This window comes from Micromonospora psammae, from assembly GCF_036902725.1.
In the GTDB taxonomy this organism is placed as follows: Bacteria; Actinomycetota; Actinomycetes; order Mycobacteriales; family Micromonosporaceae; genus Micromonospora.
Genome location: NZ_JBAKHM010000004.1, coordinates 217290 through 233063 on the forward strand (window position 1 = coordinate 217290; position 15774 = coordinate 233063).

The 15774-nt window shown below is 75.5% G+C and carries 18 protein-coding genes; 5 read left to right on the plus strand and 13 right to left on the minus strand.

The genetic code is table 11. The features are described from left to right. Positions 1-98: 98 nt before the first annotated feature. From V6U79_RS09435 to V6U79_RS09480, 10 genes are all read right to left on the minus strand, one after another. The gene (locus V6U79_RS09435; protein ID WP_334614282.1) at positions 99-827 is read right to left on the minus strand and encodes a RibD family protein; all 729 of its coding nucleotides are present in this window, start codon (positions 825-827) and stop codon (positions 99-101) included. Then, positions 824-1480 (minus strand): GTP cyclohydrolase II, encoded by a 657-nt coding sequence (locus V6U79_RS09440; protein ID WP_334614283.1) that lies wholly within the window; start codon positions 1478-1480, stop codon positions 824-826. Before V6U79_RS09440 ends, V6U79_RS09435 begins: the two co-directional genes overlap by 4 nt. A gap of 13 nt (positions 1481-1493) precedes the next feature. Then, positions 1494-2537, minus strand: coding sequence for a lysylphosphatidylglycerol synthase domain-containing protein (locus V6U79_RS09445; protein WP_442933757.1), 1044 nt, complete (start codon positions 2535-2537; stop codon positions 1494-1496). A 30-nt stretch (positions 2538-2567) separates the two neighbouring features. Further along, on the minus strand, positions 2568-3389 hold the full coding sequence (locus V6U79_RS09450; protein WP_334614288.1) for a class I SAM-dependent methyltransferase: 822 nt from the start codon (positions 3387-3389) through the stop codon (positions 2568-2570). After that, positions 3386-4420 carry a glycosyltransferase family 4 protein gene (locus tag V6U79_RS09455; RefSeq protein WP_334614290.1) on the minus strand — a complete coding sequence of 345 codons (1035 nt, stop codon included), beginning with the start codon at positions 4418-4420 and terminating at the stop codon, positions 3386-3388. The genes V6U79_RS09450 and V6U79_RS09455 overlap by 4 nt, the downstream gene beginning before the upstream one ends. Before the next feature lie 3 nt (positions 4421-4423). Then, on the minus strand, positions 4424-4822 hold the full coding sequence (locus V6U79_RS09460; RefSeq protein WP_334522391.1) for a 6-pyruvoyl trahydropterin synthase family protein: 399 nt from the start codon (positions 4820-4822) through the stop codon (positions 4424-4426). A gap of 4 nt (positions 4823-4826) precedes the next feature. Then, positions 4827-5804, minus strand: coding sequence for a zinc-dependent alcohol dehydrogenase (locus V6U79_RS09465; protein ID WP_334522388.1), 978 nt, complete (start codon positions 5802-5804; stop codon positions 4827-4829). Positions 5805-5944: 140 nt separating this feature from the next. Then, on the minus strand, positions 5945-6739 hold the full coding sequence (locus tag V6U79_RS09470; RefSeq protein ID WP_334614399.1) for an ABC transporter ATP-binding protein: 795 nt from the start codon (positions 6737-6739) through the stop codon (positions 5945-5947). Positions 6740-6782: 43 nt separating this feature from the next. Then, positions 6783-7808, minus strand: a complete 1026-nt coding sequence (locus V6U79_RS09475; protein ID WP_334614291.1) for a FecCD family ABC transporter permease — start codon at positions 7806-7808, stop codon at positions 6783-6785. Continuing rightward, positions 7805-8875 (minus strand): FecCD family ABC transporter permease, encoded by a 1071-nt coding sequence (locus V6U79_RS09480; RefSeq protein WP_334614400.1) that lies wholly within the window; start codon positions 8873-8875, stop codon positions 7805-7807. Before V6U79_RS09480 ends, V6U79_RS09475 begins: the two co-directional genes overlap by 4 nt. A 74-nt stretch (positions 8876-8949) precedes the next feature. Here V6U79_RS09480 and V6U79_RS09485 point away from each other — a divergent pair, with 74 nt between their 5' ends. Beyond that, entirely contained in the window at positions 8950-9981 is a 1032-nt protein-coding gene (locus V6U79_RS09485; RefSeq protein ID WP_334614292.1) for an ABC transporter substrate-binding protein, read from the plus strand. A 5-nt stretch (positions 9982-9986) separates the two neighbouring features. Then, entirely contained in the window at positions 9987-10835 is an 849-nt protein-coding gene (locus tag V6U79_RS09490; protein WP_334614293.1) for a siderophore-interacting protein, read from the plus strand. On the opposite strand, the gene V6U79_RS09495 is transcribed toward V6U79_RS09490, so the two are convergent. Continuing rightward, a complete protein-coding gene (locus V6U79_RS09495; RefSeq protein ID WP_334614294.1) occupies positions 10832-11140 on the minus strand; it encodes a hypothetical protein in 309 nt (102 codons plus the stop codon). The genes V6U79_RS09490 and V6U79_RS09495 overlap by 4 nt on opposite strands. Before the next feature lie 121 nt (positions 11141-11261). On the opposite strand from V6U79_RS09495, the gene V6U79_RS09500 reads away from it, so the two are divergent. From V6U79_RS09500 to V6U79_RS09510, 3 genes are read left to right on the plus strand one after another with little or no spacing between them, the layout of a single operon-like run. Beyond that, entirely contained in the window at positions 11262-11702 is a 441-nt protein-coding gene (locus tag V6U79_RS09500) for an EVE domain-containing protein (protein ID WP_334614295.1), read from the plus strand. Positions 11703-11746: 44 nt separating this feature from the next. After that, on the plus strand, positions 11747-12298 hold the full coding sequence (locus tag V6U79_RS09505; RefSeq protein WP_334522371.1) for a PadR family transcriptional regulator: 552 nt from the start codon (positions 11747-11749) through the stop codon (positions 12296-12298). Positions 12299-12323: 25 nt separating this feature from the next. Continuing rightward, positions 12324-14042, plus strand: a complete 1719-nt coding sequence (locus tag V6U79_RS09510; protein ID WP_334614297.1) for an acyl-CoA dehydrogenase family protein — start codon at positions 12324-12326, stop codon at positions 14040-14042. A 139-nt stretch (positions 14043-14181) separates the two neighbouring features. Here the strand turns inward: V6U79_RS09510 and V6U79_RS09515 are convergent, their stop codons facing one another. Together V6U79_RS09515 and V6U79_RS09520 are read right to left on the minus strand one after the other, a co-directional pair. Then, entirely contained in the window at positions 14182-15012 is an 831-nt protein-coding gene (locus V6U79_RS09515) for a sterol desaturase family protein (RefSeq protein ID WP_334614299.1), read from the minus strand. Beyond that, positions 15009-15731, minus strand: coding sequence for a FadR/GntR family transcriptional regulator (locus V6U79_RS09520; RefSeq protein WP_334522365.1), 723 nt, complete (start codon positions 15729-15731; stop codon positions 15009-15011). Before V6U79_RS09520 ends, V6U79_RS09515 begins: the two co-directional genes overlap by 4 nt. Positions 15732-15774: the final 43 nt, after the last annotated feature.

Consider the following 15774-nt stretch of genomic DNA (forward strand, 5'->3'; position numbering starts at 1 on the left):
TCCTCGCCGTCCCGGCACCCGCCCGCCACGACGGGTCGTGGTGGCGGCTCTTTCGTCTCGGCCGGTGGTACGGCCCGACACGGCGCGCGGTTCAACGGTCACGCTTCGGGGCAGCGCTCCGAGAGGGCGTAGCGGGCCAGCACCACGTCGCCGATCTGGCGTACCTCGACCACCCGGGCCCGGCGGCCCGGATGCCACGGGAAGGGGCCGTCGCCGACGAACCGGGGCGCCCGACGGTCGCCGACGAAGAAGGGCGCGACCACCAGGTGCAGCTCGTCGGCGAGGCCGGCGGTGAGGAACTGCGCGTGCACCGTCCCGCCGCCCTCCACCATCAACCGCCGCACCCCGCGGCCGGCCAGGTCCGCCAGTACCCGGTGGAGATCCGGCGGGTCACCGGCGTCGACCACGGTGGCCAGCCCGTCGAGCAGCTCGGCGGTCTTCTCCACCGCCGGGCGGGCGCAGTACACGATCTTCTCCGCGTCGCCGGCGGTGAAGAACCGCGCTGCCGGATCCAGGTCGCCCTGCACGGTCAGCGTCACCTTCACCGGCGACGGGGGCAGCCCGCGCGCCACCCGGGCCCGCCGCGACGACTCCGCCCGGACCAGCAGCCGCGGATCGTCCCGGCGGACCGTGCCCGCGCCGACCAGGATCGCGTCGCAGCCGGCCCGGACCCCGTCGACCCGGTCCAGGTCCTCGGCGTTGGACAGCAGCAGCCGCTGGTCGCTGACGTCGTCGATGTACCCGTCGATCGAGGTGGCGCAGCTGAGCAGCACGTACGGGCGGGCGCCGCCCGTCCCGGCGGGCGGGGGAGCCGACCCGCCCGTCACGTCAGCGACGGCTGGTCGGCGGTGCGGGTGGCGGCCCGGTCGGCCTTCGCGGCCAGGTAGTCCGCGTTGGCCGCGGAGACGTACACCCCGGTCGGCACCACCTCGGTCACCGTCACCCCGAGCCGGTCCAGCTGCTCGACCTTCTCCGGGTTGTTGCTCAGCAGCGCCAGCCGCTCGACCCCGAGCACCGCCAGCATCTGCGCGGCGGCCCGGTAGTCCCGCTCGTCCTCCCCGTGCCCGAGGGCCACGTTCGCCTCGTAGGTGTCCAGACCGGCGTCCTGGAGCGCGTACGCGTCCAGCTTCGGGTAGAGGCCGATGCCGCGCCCCTCCTGTCGCAGGTAGAGCAGGAAACCGCCGGCCTCGGCGATGCGCTGCACCGCCTCGCGCAGCTGCGGCCCGCAGTCGCAGCGCTGGCTGCCGAAGACGTCCCCGGTCAGGCACTCGCTGTGCGGACGGACCAGCGGCGCGGCCCCACCCGCCGCGCCGCGGCGCTGCGCGGCCGCCCAGTCGCCGAGCCCGAACGCGAGGTGTTCCCGACCGTCGACCAGCCCGTGGAAGGTGAAGACCCGGGCTGTCGTGGCGTACCCGTCGGGGAAGCGCAGCGGGACCGTGACCTGCGTGCGGACCGTCGCCACCGGCAGTGATTCGTACAACTTGTCTCCTCGGTCAGGCGCCGCCGGCCAGCCCGGCAGCGGGTACCGCGGCGGAACCACGGTGGTCCACCGTACGGGCCGACCGTGCGGTGGCCCGGACCGGACGTCGGCCGATCACCAGCACGGCGGCCCCCGGCAGCGCGGCGACCAGCACCAACGCCCCGTACACCAGCGCCGTGGAAACCCCCTGGGCGGCGCCCAGGCCGGCGGCTCCGAACGCCCACGCGGCCACCCCCTCGCGCGGTCCGAAACCGGCCACGTTGGCGGGCAGCGCCATCGCCAGCAGCGCCAGCAGGGTCAGCGGCAGCACCGTGGACAGCGCCGCGGTGGCGCCCGCGACGCGGGCGGCGAGCACGAACGTCGCCAGGTGGCCCAGCACCGCGACGACCGAGGTCAGCAGCACGCCCAGCCCGGTGCGCCGGTGCAGCAGACCGGCCCGGACGTCGGCGGCGGCGGCCCGCAGGGCGCGCGCCCGCCGGGACGGCCCCGACCGGGGCAGCACCCGGGCCAGCGCCACCACCACGACCCCCGCCGCCACCGCCAGCGCGATCGCCGCCGGCAGGTACGGCCGCACCGGGGACGGCAGCGCCAGCAGGATCACCACGGCGAGGGCGACCAGCACCACCTGGCCGGCGGCGCGTTCCCAGACCACCGCGCGGATGCCCCGGCCCACGTCACCGGCGTCGCGGCCGTGCCGCACCGCCCGGTGCACGTCGCCGAGCAGCCCGCCGGGCAGGGTCGCGTTGAGGAAGGTCGCCCGGTAGCAGTGGGCGACCGCGACGCCGAGCGGCAGCCGTACCCCGAGTCCCTCGGCGACCAGCCGCCAGCGCCAGGCGCAGCAGATCGTGCTGAGCGCGCCGAGCGCCAACGCGGCCAGCACCGCCGGGGCGTCGATGCGGCGCAGCCCGTCGACGAACGGGCCGGTGCCCAGCCACCACAGCAGCGCCGCCACCAGGGCGACCCCGCCGAGGTTGTTCACCCAGGACCAGGCCGAGCGGGCGGGCGGCGGGTCGCCGGCAGCCTCTGGCACGCGGAGCCTCCTCGAGAAGATCGTCATCCTCTTCCACGTAGCGGCCGGCCCGCCGGTTCATTCCACCCCGGCGAGCAGGTCGTCGTGCCCGACGGTCACCGTCAGCTCACCGGCCGCCGCCTCGGCCAGCCGGCGGCGGCCGTACTCGGTCGCCCGGTCGGCCAGCGTGGGATCCTGCTCGACGGCGGCGTCGAGCCAACCGGTGAACCACTCGGCGATCAGCTCGCCCTGCTCCGGGCCGAGCCGCCACGGGCTGGACCGGACGGTGACCGGCACCCCGTGCCGGGGGAACGCCGCCGCGCAGGCGGCCGCGGCGTCCGGCCCGAGCAGGGTCCGATCGTCGACGGTGCGGCGCTGGTGCGCGTCGAAGGCCGCCGCGACCGCCGCGTCCAGCGGGTAGGCGGGGGCGAGCGTCACCCGCCCCACCACGGAGAGGGTGAACAGGACCGGCCGGCCGGCGCCGACGCAGGCCGCCACGATCCGGTCGATCTCCTCGGCGGTCAGCATGTCCAGCAGCGCCGACGCGGTGACCAGGTCGGCGTCGGCCAGGTCGGCGTCGGTCAGCCGGGTGATGTCGCACCGCCGGGTCCGGATGGTCACCGGGCTGCCGTCGGCCGCGACGGGCGGTCGCGCGCCCGCCCGCGCCAGCAGGCCGGCGTCCCGGTCGTAGAGGACCCAGTGCTGCGGGCCGGGCAGTCGGGGGGCCAGCCAGCGTGCCATCGACCCGGTGCCGCTGCCCAGGTCGTGGACCACCAGTGGCCGGCCGGCGGGCAGCCGGACGCGGAGCCGGTCGACGAGGTCGCCGGCGCGGGCGGCGGCGTCGGCGGGCTCGCGCAGCCGCAGCCAGTCGGCGAACGGGTCGGTCGCGTGCGTGGTCATACCCTCACTCCGTCCAGGACGTGGGCGATCAACGTGCAGGTGGCCGGCCAGCCGGTCAGTTCGCCGCGCCGGTCCCGCGCCGCGCGGCGCAGCCGGTCCCGCAGGGCGGGCTCACCGAGCCAGCGGCGCAGCGCCCCGGCCAGCGCGGCCGGGTCGTCGGCGGGCACCAGCAGGCCGGGCCGCGCGCCGTCGGGCGCCCGCCCCAGCGCCTCGGGCAGCCCACCCACCCCGGTGCCCAGCACCGGGACGCCCCGGGCGAGGGCCTCGGTGACCACCATCCCGTACGTCTCGGCGCGCGAGGCGAGCACCAGCAGGTCGGCGGCGGCGTAGGCGGCGTCGAGCGCCGTGCCGGTGCGCGGGCCGCGGAGCCGGACCCGGGCGGCCAGCCCCGCCCGGTCCACCTGCCGGCGCAGCCCGGCCACGAAGTCGGGGTCGCGGGTGAGCGCGCCGACGCAGTCCAGCGTCCACGGCAGGTCGGCCACCGCGCCGAGGGCGCGCAGCAGCACGTCGTGTCCCTTGTGCCGGGTGACCGCCGCGACGCAGAGCAGCGCCGCGCCGCCCGGCGACCCGGGCGCCGGCTCGGCCCGGTCCACGCCGGGCCGAGCCACGTGCACCCGCTCCGGGCGCAGCGGGTACGTCTCCAGCAGCCGCTGCCGGGTCCACCCGCTGGTGGTCACCACCGCGGCGGCGCCGGCCAGCGCGGCGCCCTCGGCAGCGTCCTCCCGGGGCAGGTGCACCAGCACGACCAGCCGCAGCCGGCCGGCGTGCGCCGCCAGCACCTCCGGCACGACCGAGGCGACCAGCCCGTCGAGCAGCACCACCGTGCCGTCCGGCAGGGCCGCCAGCACCCCGGCGAGGTGGGTCCGCGCCGGTCCGTCGGGGCGCGGCCAGTCCCCGGGTACGCCGTGCTCGCGCACCGTCCACCCGGCCTCGGCGAGCCCGGCGCAGACCCGGCGGTCGTAGCGGTTGCCGCCGCTGGGCGTCGCCGGGTCGTCGATGTCGCCCGGCAGGACGACGTGCACCACCGGCACGGTCTACAGCGACCGTTCGTAGCTGGCCCAGGCGATGTGCGACTCGTGCAGCGTGACGGTGATCCCGGTCAGGCCGCGGGCGCCCTCGCCGAGCCCGCCGGCGCGCACCCGCTCGGCCAGCCGGTCGGCGACCGCGCGGGCCAGCACCTCGGTGGTGGTGTTGACGCCGGCGAAGTCGGGTTCCTCGTCGAGGTTGCGGTAGGTCAGCGCGGCGAGGACGGCCTTCAGCTCCTCGGTGGCCCGGCCGATGTCGACCACGATGCCGTCGGCGTCCAGGTCGGGCCGGCGGAACGTGGCGTCGACGACGAAGGTCGCCCCGTGCAGCCGTTGCGCCGGCCCGAACACCTCGCCCCGGAAGCTGTGGGCGATCATCATGTGGTCCCGTACGGTCACGCTGAACATCACGTCACTCCCCGTCGTAGGTGATCAGGTGGCAGAGCGCGGGGAGGGTCCCCGTGGCCAGTCGGTCGAGCACGTCGGGCAGCTCCGCGAAGCGGGACTCCCCGGTGAGCAGCGCGTCGTACGCCGGGTCGGCGAGCAGCTCCAGGGCGAGCGACAGCCGGTCGGCGAAGCTGCGCCGGGCCCGGGCCGGCGAGACGGTGCCGACCTGGCTGCCCCGGACGGTCAGCCGTCCGGAGTGGAACGCCCCGCCCAGGGAGAGCTCCACCGGCCGGTCGCCGTACCAGCTCAGCTCGACCACGGTGCCCTCCGGGGCGAGCAGTTCCAGCGACCGCTGCAACCCGGCGGCGGTGGCGCTGGCGTGCACCACCAGGTCCCGTCCGCCGGTCGCGGCGTCGGGCGGCGCGAAGCCCACGCCCAGCGCCGCGGCCACCGCCGCCCGGGCCGGGTCGGTGTCGACCAGCTCGACGCGCACCCCGGGGAAGCGGGCGAGCAGCGCCGCGACGGCGCAGCCCACCATGCCGCCGCCGACCACGCTGATCCGGTCGCCGACCATCGGCGCGGCGTCCCAGAGCGCGTTCACCGCGGTCTCCACGGTGCCGGCCAGCACCGCCCGCGCCGCCGGCACCCCGTCGGGCACCGGCGTCACCGCCTCCGCCGGTACGACGTACCGGGTCTGGTGCGGGTACAGGCAGAAGACGGTCCGCCCGCGCAGCCGCGCCGGGCCCGCCTCGACCACCCCGACGTTGAGGTAGCCGTACTTGACCGGGGCGGGGAAGTCGCCCTCCTGGAACGGGGCGCGCATCACGGCGTGCTGGCTCTCCGGCACGCCACCGGTGAAGACCAGCGTCTCGGTGCCCCGGCTGACCCCGCTGTGCAGGGTGCGGACCAGCACCTCGTCGGGGCCGGGCTCGGGCAGCGTCACCGACCGGATCTCACCGAGACCCGGGGAGCGCAGCCAGAAGGCGCGGGCGTCGCGGGTCACGGGGAGTTCTCTCCTCATCTGGCCGGGCAGCGGACCGTACGCCCCGCGGTGCGGGTGCACCGTCGGGGGGCGTCGATCATAGACACGGCGGCGGGGCGCGCACGGTTCAGCGGCGGTCCGTGCGCCGCCCGGCCGCCGACCTACCCGGCGCGGTCGGCCTGGTGAAGCCGGTCACCGGAGCGCCGGGCGGCGGGCACCACCAGCGGGGTGCCGGTCTCCGGGTCCTCGACGATCCGGCAGGCCAGCCCGAACACCTCCTCGACCAGCGCCGCGGTGACGACCTGCTTCGGGTCACCGGCGGCGACCACCCGGCCGTCGCGCATGGCGATCAGGTGGGTGGCGTACCGGGCCGCGTGGTGCAGGTCGTGCAGGACCGCCACCACCGTGCGGTCCTGCTCCGAGTGCAGCCGGGCGCAGAGCTCCAGCACCTCGATCTGGTGGGCGATGTCCAGCCAGGTGGTGGGCTCGTCGAGCAGCAGCAGGGGCGTCTGCTGGGCCAGCGCCATCGCGATCCAGGCCCGCTGCCGCTGGCCGCCGGAGAGTTCGTCGACCGGCCGGCCGGCCAGCGCGGCGACGCCGGTGGCGGCCATCGACTCCGCCACCACCCGTTCGTCCTCGCGGGACCACTGCCGCAGCAGCCCCTGGTGCGGGTACCGGCCCCGGGCGACGAGGTCGGCCACGGTGATGCCGTCCGGCGCGGTCGCCGACTGCGGCAGCAGCCCGAGGGTACGGGCCACCGCCCGCGACGGCAGCGCGTGGATGTCCCGCCCGTCCAGCAGCACCGTGCCGGCGTGCGGGCGCAGCGTCCGCGCCAGGGCGCGCAGCAGGGTGGACTTGCCGCAGGCGTTCGGCCCGATGACCACCGTGAAGGACCGGTCCGGCACGTCGACCGTCAGCCCCTCGGCGACGGTGCGCCGCTCGTACGCCAGGGTCAGGTCGACCCCGCCCAGCCGCGTTCCTCCGGACACGTGCCCCTCCTCAGATCCGTCCCGCGCGCCGCTGCGCGGCGAGCAGCCACACCAGGTACGCCCCGCCCAGCGCGCCGGTCACCACGCCGACCGGCAGCTGCTGCCCGGCGATCGCGCGCTGGGCGACCAGGTCGGCTGCGAGCAGCAGTGCCGCCCCGGTCAGCGCGGAGGCCACCAGGTTCGGGCCGGGCGCGCGGGTCAGCCGCCGGGCCAGGTGCGGCGCGGTGAGCGCCACGAACGACACCGGCCCGGCGGCGGCGGCCGCCGCCGCGGCGAGCAGCACCGCCGTGCCGAGCAGCAGCTGCCGGACCCGGGACACGGGCACCCCGAGCGCGGTGGCCGAGTCGTCGCCCAGCTCGATGGTCGACAGTGCCCGGCCGCCGAGCAGGACCACCGGCGTCAGCGCCGCGAGGACGGCCAGCAGCGGCCCGGCCTGGGCCCAGCCGCGCCCGTCGAGGCTGCCGGTTAGCCAGAGCACCGCCCGCGCGGCGTCCATCAGGGGCGCCCGGGTGAGCAGCCAGCCGTTGACGCCGGTGAGCATCGCCATGACCCCGATGCCGACGAGGACCAGCCGGTGGCCGGCGAGTCCGTGCCGGCCGGCGACGGCCCGGATCAGCAGTCCGCTGGCGACGCCGCCGGCCACCGCCGCGCCGGAGAGCGCGAGGCTGCTGCCGCCGGCCACCACCACGACGAGCGCGCCGGTGGCCGCCCCCTGGGTGATGCCGAGCACGTCGGGGCTGCCGAGCGGGTTGCGCAGCAGGGACTGGACGACCGCCCCGGCCAGCGCCAGCGCCGCGCCGGCGCCGAGGGCGGTGGCCAGCCGAGGCAGTCGCAGCTCGCGGACGATGAACGTCTCGGCGGGGCTGCCCTGCCCGGTGAGGGTGCGCAGCACGTCGGCCGGGCTCATCGGGTAGTCGCCGCCGCCGACGGCGAGCACCGCGAGGGTGAGGACGAGCAGCGTGCCGAGGGCGCCGACGGCGAGCGACCGGGCGCGCCAGCGCAGGGAGAGCCCGCCGGGGGTGCGCAGTACGGTCATCGCCGGACCACCAGCCGCAGGAAGAGCGGGCCGCCGAGCACGGCGGTGACCAGGCCGACCTGGAGTTCGCCGGGCCGGCCGAGCACCCGGCCCAGGACGTCGGCGCCGAGCAGCAGGACCGGCGCGAGCACCGCGCTGGCGGGCAGCAGCCAGCGCAGGTCCGGGCCGGTCAGCGCGCGGACCAGGTGCGGCACCAGCAGCCCGACGAAGACGATCGGGCCGCAGGCGGCGGTGGCGGCTCCGCAGAGCAGCGTGACGGCGACGATGCCCGCCGCGCGGAGCAGGGTGGGTCGGGCGCCGAGCGCCCGCGCGGCGTCGTCGCCGAGGGCCAGCGCGTTGAGCGGGCGTGCGGCCGCCAGCCCGACCAGCAGTCCGGCGGCGATGAAGGGCGCCACGGCGCGGACGGTGGCGAACTCGGCGCCGGCCAGTGAGCCGACCGTCCAGAACCGCAGCCGGTCCAGCGAGGCGGCGTCGAGCAGCATCACCGCGCTGACGTAGGAGTAGAGCACCGCGTTCAGCGCCGCGCCGGCCAGCGCCAGGCGTTCCGGGGTGGCGCGGCGGCCGCCGCCGACGGCGTACACCAGGGCGGCGACGGTGGCCGCGCCGAGCAGGGCGAACCACAGCCAGCCCTGGACGGTGCCGACACCGAGCAGCGCGGTGGCGGTGGCGACGGCGGCGGACGCGCCGGCGTTGATGCCGAGCAGCCCGGGGTCGGCGAGCGGGTTGCGGGTCAGCGCCTGCATCAGGGTCCCGGCCACGCCGAGCGCGGCGCCGGCGAGCAGGCCGAGCAGCGTGCGGGGCAGCCGCATCCGGTGCACCACCGCGTGGTCGGGGGAGGTGGCGGAGACCAGGCCGTGCCAGACCTCGACGGGGGAGAGCTGCTTGGCGCCGACCGCGATGCTCAGGCCGGCGACGGCGGCCAGCAGCAGTACGGCGGCGAACAGGCCGGCGGCGCGGGCGGCGTCCCGGTGGCGGGCGGGGGTGACCGGGGGCGCCGTGGCGGTGGGCGTGGTGACGGACAGTGTCGGCTCCACTCTGGTGCGAAACGACGCGCCGCCGGTTGACAGCGTCTTAGGTTAGGTTAACCTAACCCAGCCGTCGCGGATCATCGCGGTCCGGGCCTGATCGAAAGACGCCATCCATGCCTGCTTCCTCCTCCACCCCGTTCCGCCTCACCCGCCGGGGCCTCTTCGCCGTCGGCGGTGCCGCCGCCCTGACCACCCTCCTCGCCGCGTGCGGCGACACCGAGGACGCGGCAGCTCCGCGGGCGTCCTCCGGCCCCTGGTCGTTCACCGACGACCGCGGCCGGAAGGTCGACGCGGCGAGCGCGCCGACCCGGGTGGTGGCCTTCACCGGGGTGGCCGCCGCCCTGGTCGACTTCGGACTCGACAAGCAGATCGTCGGGGTGTTCGGGGAGACCACCCGCCCGGGCGGCGCGGCCGACCCGCAGGCCGGCGACCTCGACGTCGACCAGGTCACCGTCCTCGGCAACGTCTGGGGCGAGTTCAACGTCGAGAAGTACGCCGGCCTCCGCCCCGAGCTGCTGGTCACCCACATGTACGACCCCGGCGCCCTCTGGTACGTCCCCGACGAGAGCCGCGACAAGATCCTCGCCCTGGCGCCCAGCGTCACCGTCACCACCGCCCGGGTGCCGATGACCCGGCCGATCGAGCGCTACGCCGAGCTGGCCCGCTCGCTCGGTGCCGACCTGACCGCGAAGAAGGTCACCGACGCCAAGGCCCGCTTCGACGCCGCCGCCGAGTCGGTCCGCCAGGCGGTCAAGGCCAACCCCGGCATCCGGGTGCTGGCCGCCTCCGGCAGCCCCGACCTGTTCTACGTCTCCAACCCCAAGGTCAGCACCGACCTGATGTACTTCGCCGAACTCGGCGTCGACATCGTGGTGCCGAACAAGCTCGCCTCCGGCGACTACTTCGAGAGCCTGAGCTGGGAGAACGCCGGCAAGTTCCCCGCCGACCTGATCCTGCTGGACAACCGCGCCACCGCGTTGCAGCCGAAGGACCTCGCCGCCAAGCCCACCTGGCAGCAGCTCCCGGCCGTGCGCGCCAACCAGGTCACCGGCTGGGACGCGGTGCCCCGCTTCTCGTACGCCGGCGCGGCGCCGCTGCTGGAGAACCTCGCCGCGGCCATCCGCTCCGCCAAGCGGCTCGGCTGACGCCGGTGACGACCGCGACCGTCGCCCCCGCCCTGCGCTACCGCTTCTACCGCGCCCGGGTCCTGGCGGCCCGGCGGATCGGCGCCTCGCTGATCCGGGTCACCTTCGGCGGGGAGGAGTTGGCCGGCTTCGCCGGTGGCGGCCGGGACCAGAGCGTCTCGCTCTTCCTGCCCCACCCCGGGCAGCCCGAGCCGGTCCTCCCGCTCGACGCCGGCGAGGACTGGTACGCCCACTGGCGGGCCGCCGACCCGGCGGTCCGCGCGGTGATGCGGTCCTACACCATCAGCGGACAGCGGCCGGAGCGCTCCGAGGTGGACATCGACTTCGTCCACCACGGGGACACCGGTCCGGCCTCCCGCTGGGCTAGCCGGGCGCGGCCGGGGGACCGGGTGGTGCTGCTCGGCCCGGCGGTGGCGGACAACCGCAGCGTCTGCTTCCGGCCACCGCCCGGCACCGAGCACGTGCTGCTCGCCGCCGACGAGACGGCGCTGCCCGCGGCGGCCGGCATCCTGGCCTGGCTGCCCGCCGGCACCACCGTCCGGGCGTGGCTGGAGGTGCCGGCGGCCGCCGACATCCGGGAACTGCCCACGCGGGCGAGCGCCGAGCTGCGCTGGCTGGTCCGGGGGAGCACCCCGCCGGGCAGCGGCCCGCTGGTCGAGGCGGTCCGGGCGGCCCGGCTGCCCGCCGGCGTCCCGTACGCCTGGATCGCCGGCGAGTCCGCGACGGTGCGCGCGGTCCGCCGGCACCTGGTCGCCGAACGTGGCCTGGACCGGCGGCGGGTGACCTTCGCCGGCTACTGGCGGCGCGGCGTCTCGGAGGAGGAGCTGCGGGAGGCGAGCGCGGGAGCAGGCTAGGCGGCCTCAGCGGCCGGCCGGGGGCGGCGGCCCGGCAGGCCCGGCAGCGACTCCCGCGGGTCGTCCCGACGCGGGGCGGCGCTCTCCTCCGGCGCGCCGCCGGAGAGCTCCAGGGCCCGCCGGCCGTTGCGCGCCGCGTCGCACGGCCACTCCTGGTGGCCGCAGAGCAGGTTGTCGCAGCGCCCGGTCGCGTCCGGCTGGTGCGCGTCGACCACGTCGACGGCGAGCCGCCACAGCAGCGGGTCGGTCACTCCGGCGGGCGCGATGCCCGCGTCACGCGGCTGCGGTCGGTCGGTCTCGGACACGGTGTCTCCCTCGGTCGGTGCAGAGGAGAAAGTCTCCACCCACGCACCCGCTAAACCCCTGGTCGGAGTGGCCAACGCCACTGTGCGGGTTCGACCCGCCCACCGCGGGCACCCTGGTCGGATGACGCAGCGACGAGTGACCCCGGAAGCGCTGGGCGCCTGGCTGGTGAAGGGCAACGCCGACGCGGTCGACCTGGCCGCCCGCTTCGCCGCCGACCCGGAGGTGACCAGTTGGTGCGTCCGCCCCGGTTACCGGACCCGGCTGATGCGCGCCGGCCAGCCGGTGCTGCTCTGGGCCAGCGGCAGCCGTCGCCGGCTGCCGTACGGGATCTGGGGGGTGGGCCGGGTCGCCGCCGCGCCGGTGCCGGGCGGGCCCGGCGAGCCCTGGACGGTGCCGCTGGAGCTGACCGTGCTGCCGGTGGGCGACCGGGTGCCCCGGGAGGTGCTCCGCGCCGACCACCGGTTGGCCGGCGTGGAGGTGCTCCGCCAGCCGCAGGGAGCGAACCCGTCCTGGCTGACCGTCGAGGAGTACGCCGCCCTGCGCGAGCACCTGCCGGCGTGACGTCCGCCCTTGCTATGCAACTCGTTGCATAGCAAGATGCCCGCATGGCCCTCGAACACGCGATCCTGGTCTCCCTGCTGGAGCGGCCGGCGTCCGGATACGAGCTGGCCCGTCGCTTCGACCGGTCCATCGGCCGGTTCTGGACCGCCACCCACCAGCAGATCTACCGCGTGCTCAAGCGGATGGAGGCCGACGGCTGGGTCACCGCCGAGGAGGTCGGGCAGGACGGCCGCCCCGACAAGCGGTGCTGGTCGGCGGCGGCCCCCGGCCGGACCGCCCTCGCCGACTGGCTGCGCGCGCCCGTGCAGCCCGAGGCGGTCCGCCACGAGCTGGCCGTCAAGATCCGCGGGGCCGCCTTCACCGACCGGGCGGGCCGCGCGGCGCTGGTCGCCGAGGTCGAGCGCTACCGCGCCGACCACGAGGCCGTGCTCGCCAGCTACCTCACCGGCGAGCGACGCGACTTCCCCGCCCCCCGCCCCGCCGACCCGGTGGCGTCGCTCCAGCACGTCGTGCTGCGCGGCGGCATCGCCTACGAGCGGATGGTGCTGGCCTGGCTCGACGACGTCCTCACCACCCTGCGCGACCTCGACCGCTGACCCCCACCTCGCCGAAGGGACCCCCATGGCCGACCCGCTGCTCAACCCGCGCACCTACGACCCCGCCCACCTCGACACCGAGTCCCGCCGGCTGCTGCGCGCCACCGTCGACTGGTTCGAGAGCCGTGGCAAGAAGGCGCTGGTCGACAGCTACAACGACCACTCCTGGTACGGCGACTTCCTGGAGTTCGCCGCCAAGGAACGGCTCTTCGCGACCTTCTGCACCCCGGCCGCGGACGGCGGCGGCGACCCGGCCAAGCGTTGGGACACCGCCCGCAACGCCGCGCTCAGCGAGGTGCTCGGCTTCTACGGCCTGGGCTACTGGTACACCTGGCAGGTGACCGTCCTCGGCCTCGGTCCGGTCTGGCAGAGCGACAACGCCGCCGCCCGGGCCCGTGCCGCCGAGCTGCTCGACGCCGGGCACGTGATGGCCTTCGGCCTCTCCGAGCGCGGCCACGGCGCGGACATCTACTCCACCGACATGCTGCTCACCCCGGACGGCGACGGCGGCTTCCGGGCCACCGGTGGGAAGTACTACATCGGCAACGGCAACGTCGCCGGCCTGGTCTCCGTCTTCGGCCGCCGCGCCGACGTCGAGGGCCCCGAGGGGTACGTCTTCTTCGCCGCCGACAGCCGGCACCCCGCGTACCGGCTGGTACGCAACGTGGTGAACGCGCAGATGTACGTCAGCGAGTTCCGGTTGGAGGACTACCCGGTGCGCGCCGAGGACGTGCTGCACACCGGCAAGGCCGCCTTCGACGCCGCGCTCAACACGGTCAACGTCGGCAAGTTCAACCTCTGCACCGCCTCGATCGGCATCTGCGAGCACGCCATGTACGAGGCGGTCACCCACGCCCATAACCGGGTGCTGTACGGCCGGCGCGTCACCGACTTTCCGCACGTGCGCCGGGAGCTGACCGACGCGTACGCCCGCCTGGTGGCGATGAAGCTGTTCAGCGACCGGGCGGTGGACTACTTCCGCTCGGCCGGTCCGGACGACCGGCGCTACCTGCTGTTCAACCCGATGACCAAGATGAAGGTGACCACCGAGGGCGAGAAGGTGATCGACCTGCTCTGGGACGTCATCGCCGCCAAGGGCTTCGAGGCGGACACCTACTTCGACAAGGCGGCCCGGGACATCCGCGGCCTGCCCAAGCTCGAGGGCACCGTGCACGTCAACCTGGCGCTGATCCTGAAGTTCATGGCCAACTACCTGTTCCAGCCGGCCGAGTTCCCGCCGGTGCCCACCCGGCACGACCCGGCCGACGACGAGTTCCTGTTCCGGCAGGGCCCGGCCCGGGGGCTCGGCGCGATCCGGTTCCACGACTGGCGGGCCGCGTACGACGCGCACGCCGACGTGCCGAACGTCGCCCGGTTCCGGGAGCAGGCCGACGGGCTCTGCGCGCTGCTGGCCGCGCACGCCCCGAGCGAGGAGCAGCAGCGCGACCTGGACTTCCTGCTCGCCCTCGGGCAGCTCTTCGCGCTGGTCGTCTACGGCCAGCTGATCCTGGAGCAGGCCGAGGCGACCGACCTGGACCGCGACCTGCTGGACGAGATCTTCGACATCCTCGTCCGCGACTTCTCCGGCTACGCCACCGAGCTGCACGGCAAGCCGACCGCCACCGAGGAACAGGCCGCCTGGGCGCTGACCCAGGTCCGCCGCCCGGTGCCCGACCCGCGGCGCACCGCCCGGGTCTGGTCCCAGGTGGAGGCACTCTCCGACGCGTACGAGATGAACCCCTGACGGCCCCCGTCCCCGGGTTGGCCCACGCTTCGCGGCGTGTCGGGGTGTCCGAGCCCGCTGACACCCCGACCCGCCGCGAAGCGGGTGGATCAAGCGTCGATCGTGGCGACCAGCCCGTACAGCCCGGGCCAGAGCCGCCTCATCGGGCGGGCTGCCAGCCGGGCCGGCCGAGCAGGTAGCCCAGCCGATGCCGCCAGCAGGTGGCCGAGCGCAAATCCGCCCAGATCGCCGCGTACTCGTGGGTGGCCACCCGCAGCGGGTTGTAGGTGTCGATGTTCTTGGTCAGGCCGTAGCGGACGGCGGCGCGTTCGGGCTCGAAGCTGCCGAAGAGGCGGTCCCAGACGATCAGGATGCCGCCGTAGTTGCGGTCGAGGTACTCGGTGTTGGCGCCGTGGTGGACCCGGTGGTGCGACGGGGTATTGAAGATCCATTCGATCGGCCGGGGCAGCACGTCGATCCGCTCGGTGTGCAGGAAGAACTGGTACAGCAGGTTGATCGACTGCTGGAGGAAGATCATCCACGGCGGGATGCCGAGCAGCGCCAGCGCCAGCCAGAACGGCAGCGAGGTCATCGGCGTCGTCCAGCCCTGCCGCAGCGCGGTGGAGAGGTTGTAGAACGTGCTGGAGTGGTGCACCACGTGGGCGGCCCAGAAGAGGCGCACCTCGTGGTGGGTGCGGTGGAACCAGTAGTAGGCCAGGTCGTCGGCGAAGAAGAGCAGCACCCAGGTCCAGACGCTGGTGGGGGAGAGCTGCACCGGGGCGAGGGTCCACAGCCCCACGTAGAGGCCGACGGTGAGCAGCCGCCAGGGGGCGCCGATGAGCACGCTCCCGACGCCCATGGTGAGGCTGGTGGTGGTGTCGCGCAGCTCGTAGCCGCGTTCGTCGTCGTCGGGGGCGAACCGGTACGACAGCGCTTCCACGACGACGAGCAGCAGGAACGCGGGTACGGCGTAGAGCACGGCGGGGATCATGCCCGGCATTCCCTTCCTGGTGGGGTGGGGGAGGTGAGCGCCGCGGTGAGCAGCGCGTGGGCCTGCGCGGCGGCATCGGCGCCGCGCCCGTCGGCGATCGCCTCGGCCAGCCGGCGGTGGCCGGTGACGTCCAGCAGCTCGGCGGCGCGGCGCTCGGGCGGTACCTCGCCGACGGCGACCGCCCCGGCGACCAGGCTGTTGAAGGCCAGCAGGTAGGCGGTGTTGCCGGAGCCGTCGATGATGTGCCGCCAGAGCAGGATGTTGGCCTGGTGCATGGCGTGCAGGTCCGGGGCGAGCGCCGCGTACGCCTCGACGTCGCGGGTGACGCTGCGCTTCAGCTCGGGGTCGGCCCGCTCGGCGCAGAGCCGGGCGGCGTCCACGCCGACGCAGGCCCGCATCTCCAGCATGTCCCGTACCAGCGTCTCGACCGGGAGCACGTCGCCGGACTGCACGAGGGAGAGGGCCAGGTCGAGACCGGCGTGCACCCGCCAGTCGAGCACCCGGGTCGCGCCGCCCTGGCTGACCCGGAGCAGGCCGAGCTGTTGCAGCCGGCGCAGCGCCTCGCGGACGGCGTGCCGGTTGACCGCGAACGCGGCGGCCAGTTCCCGCTCGCCGGGCAGCGGGTCGTCGGGGCGGTAGCGACCGCTGACGATGGCGTCGCGGAGCTGGCCGAAGACGTGGTCGGCGACCGAGCTGCGGGGGACGGGTACGAAGGCCACGCCAGAAGTGTGACCCCGGGCACATCAACCCGTCAACAGGTTG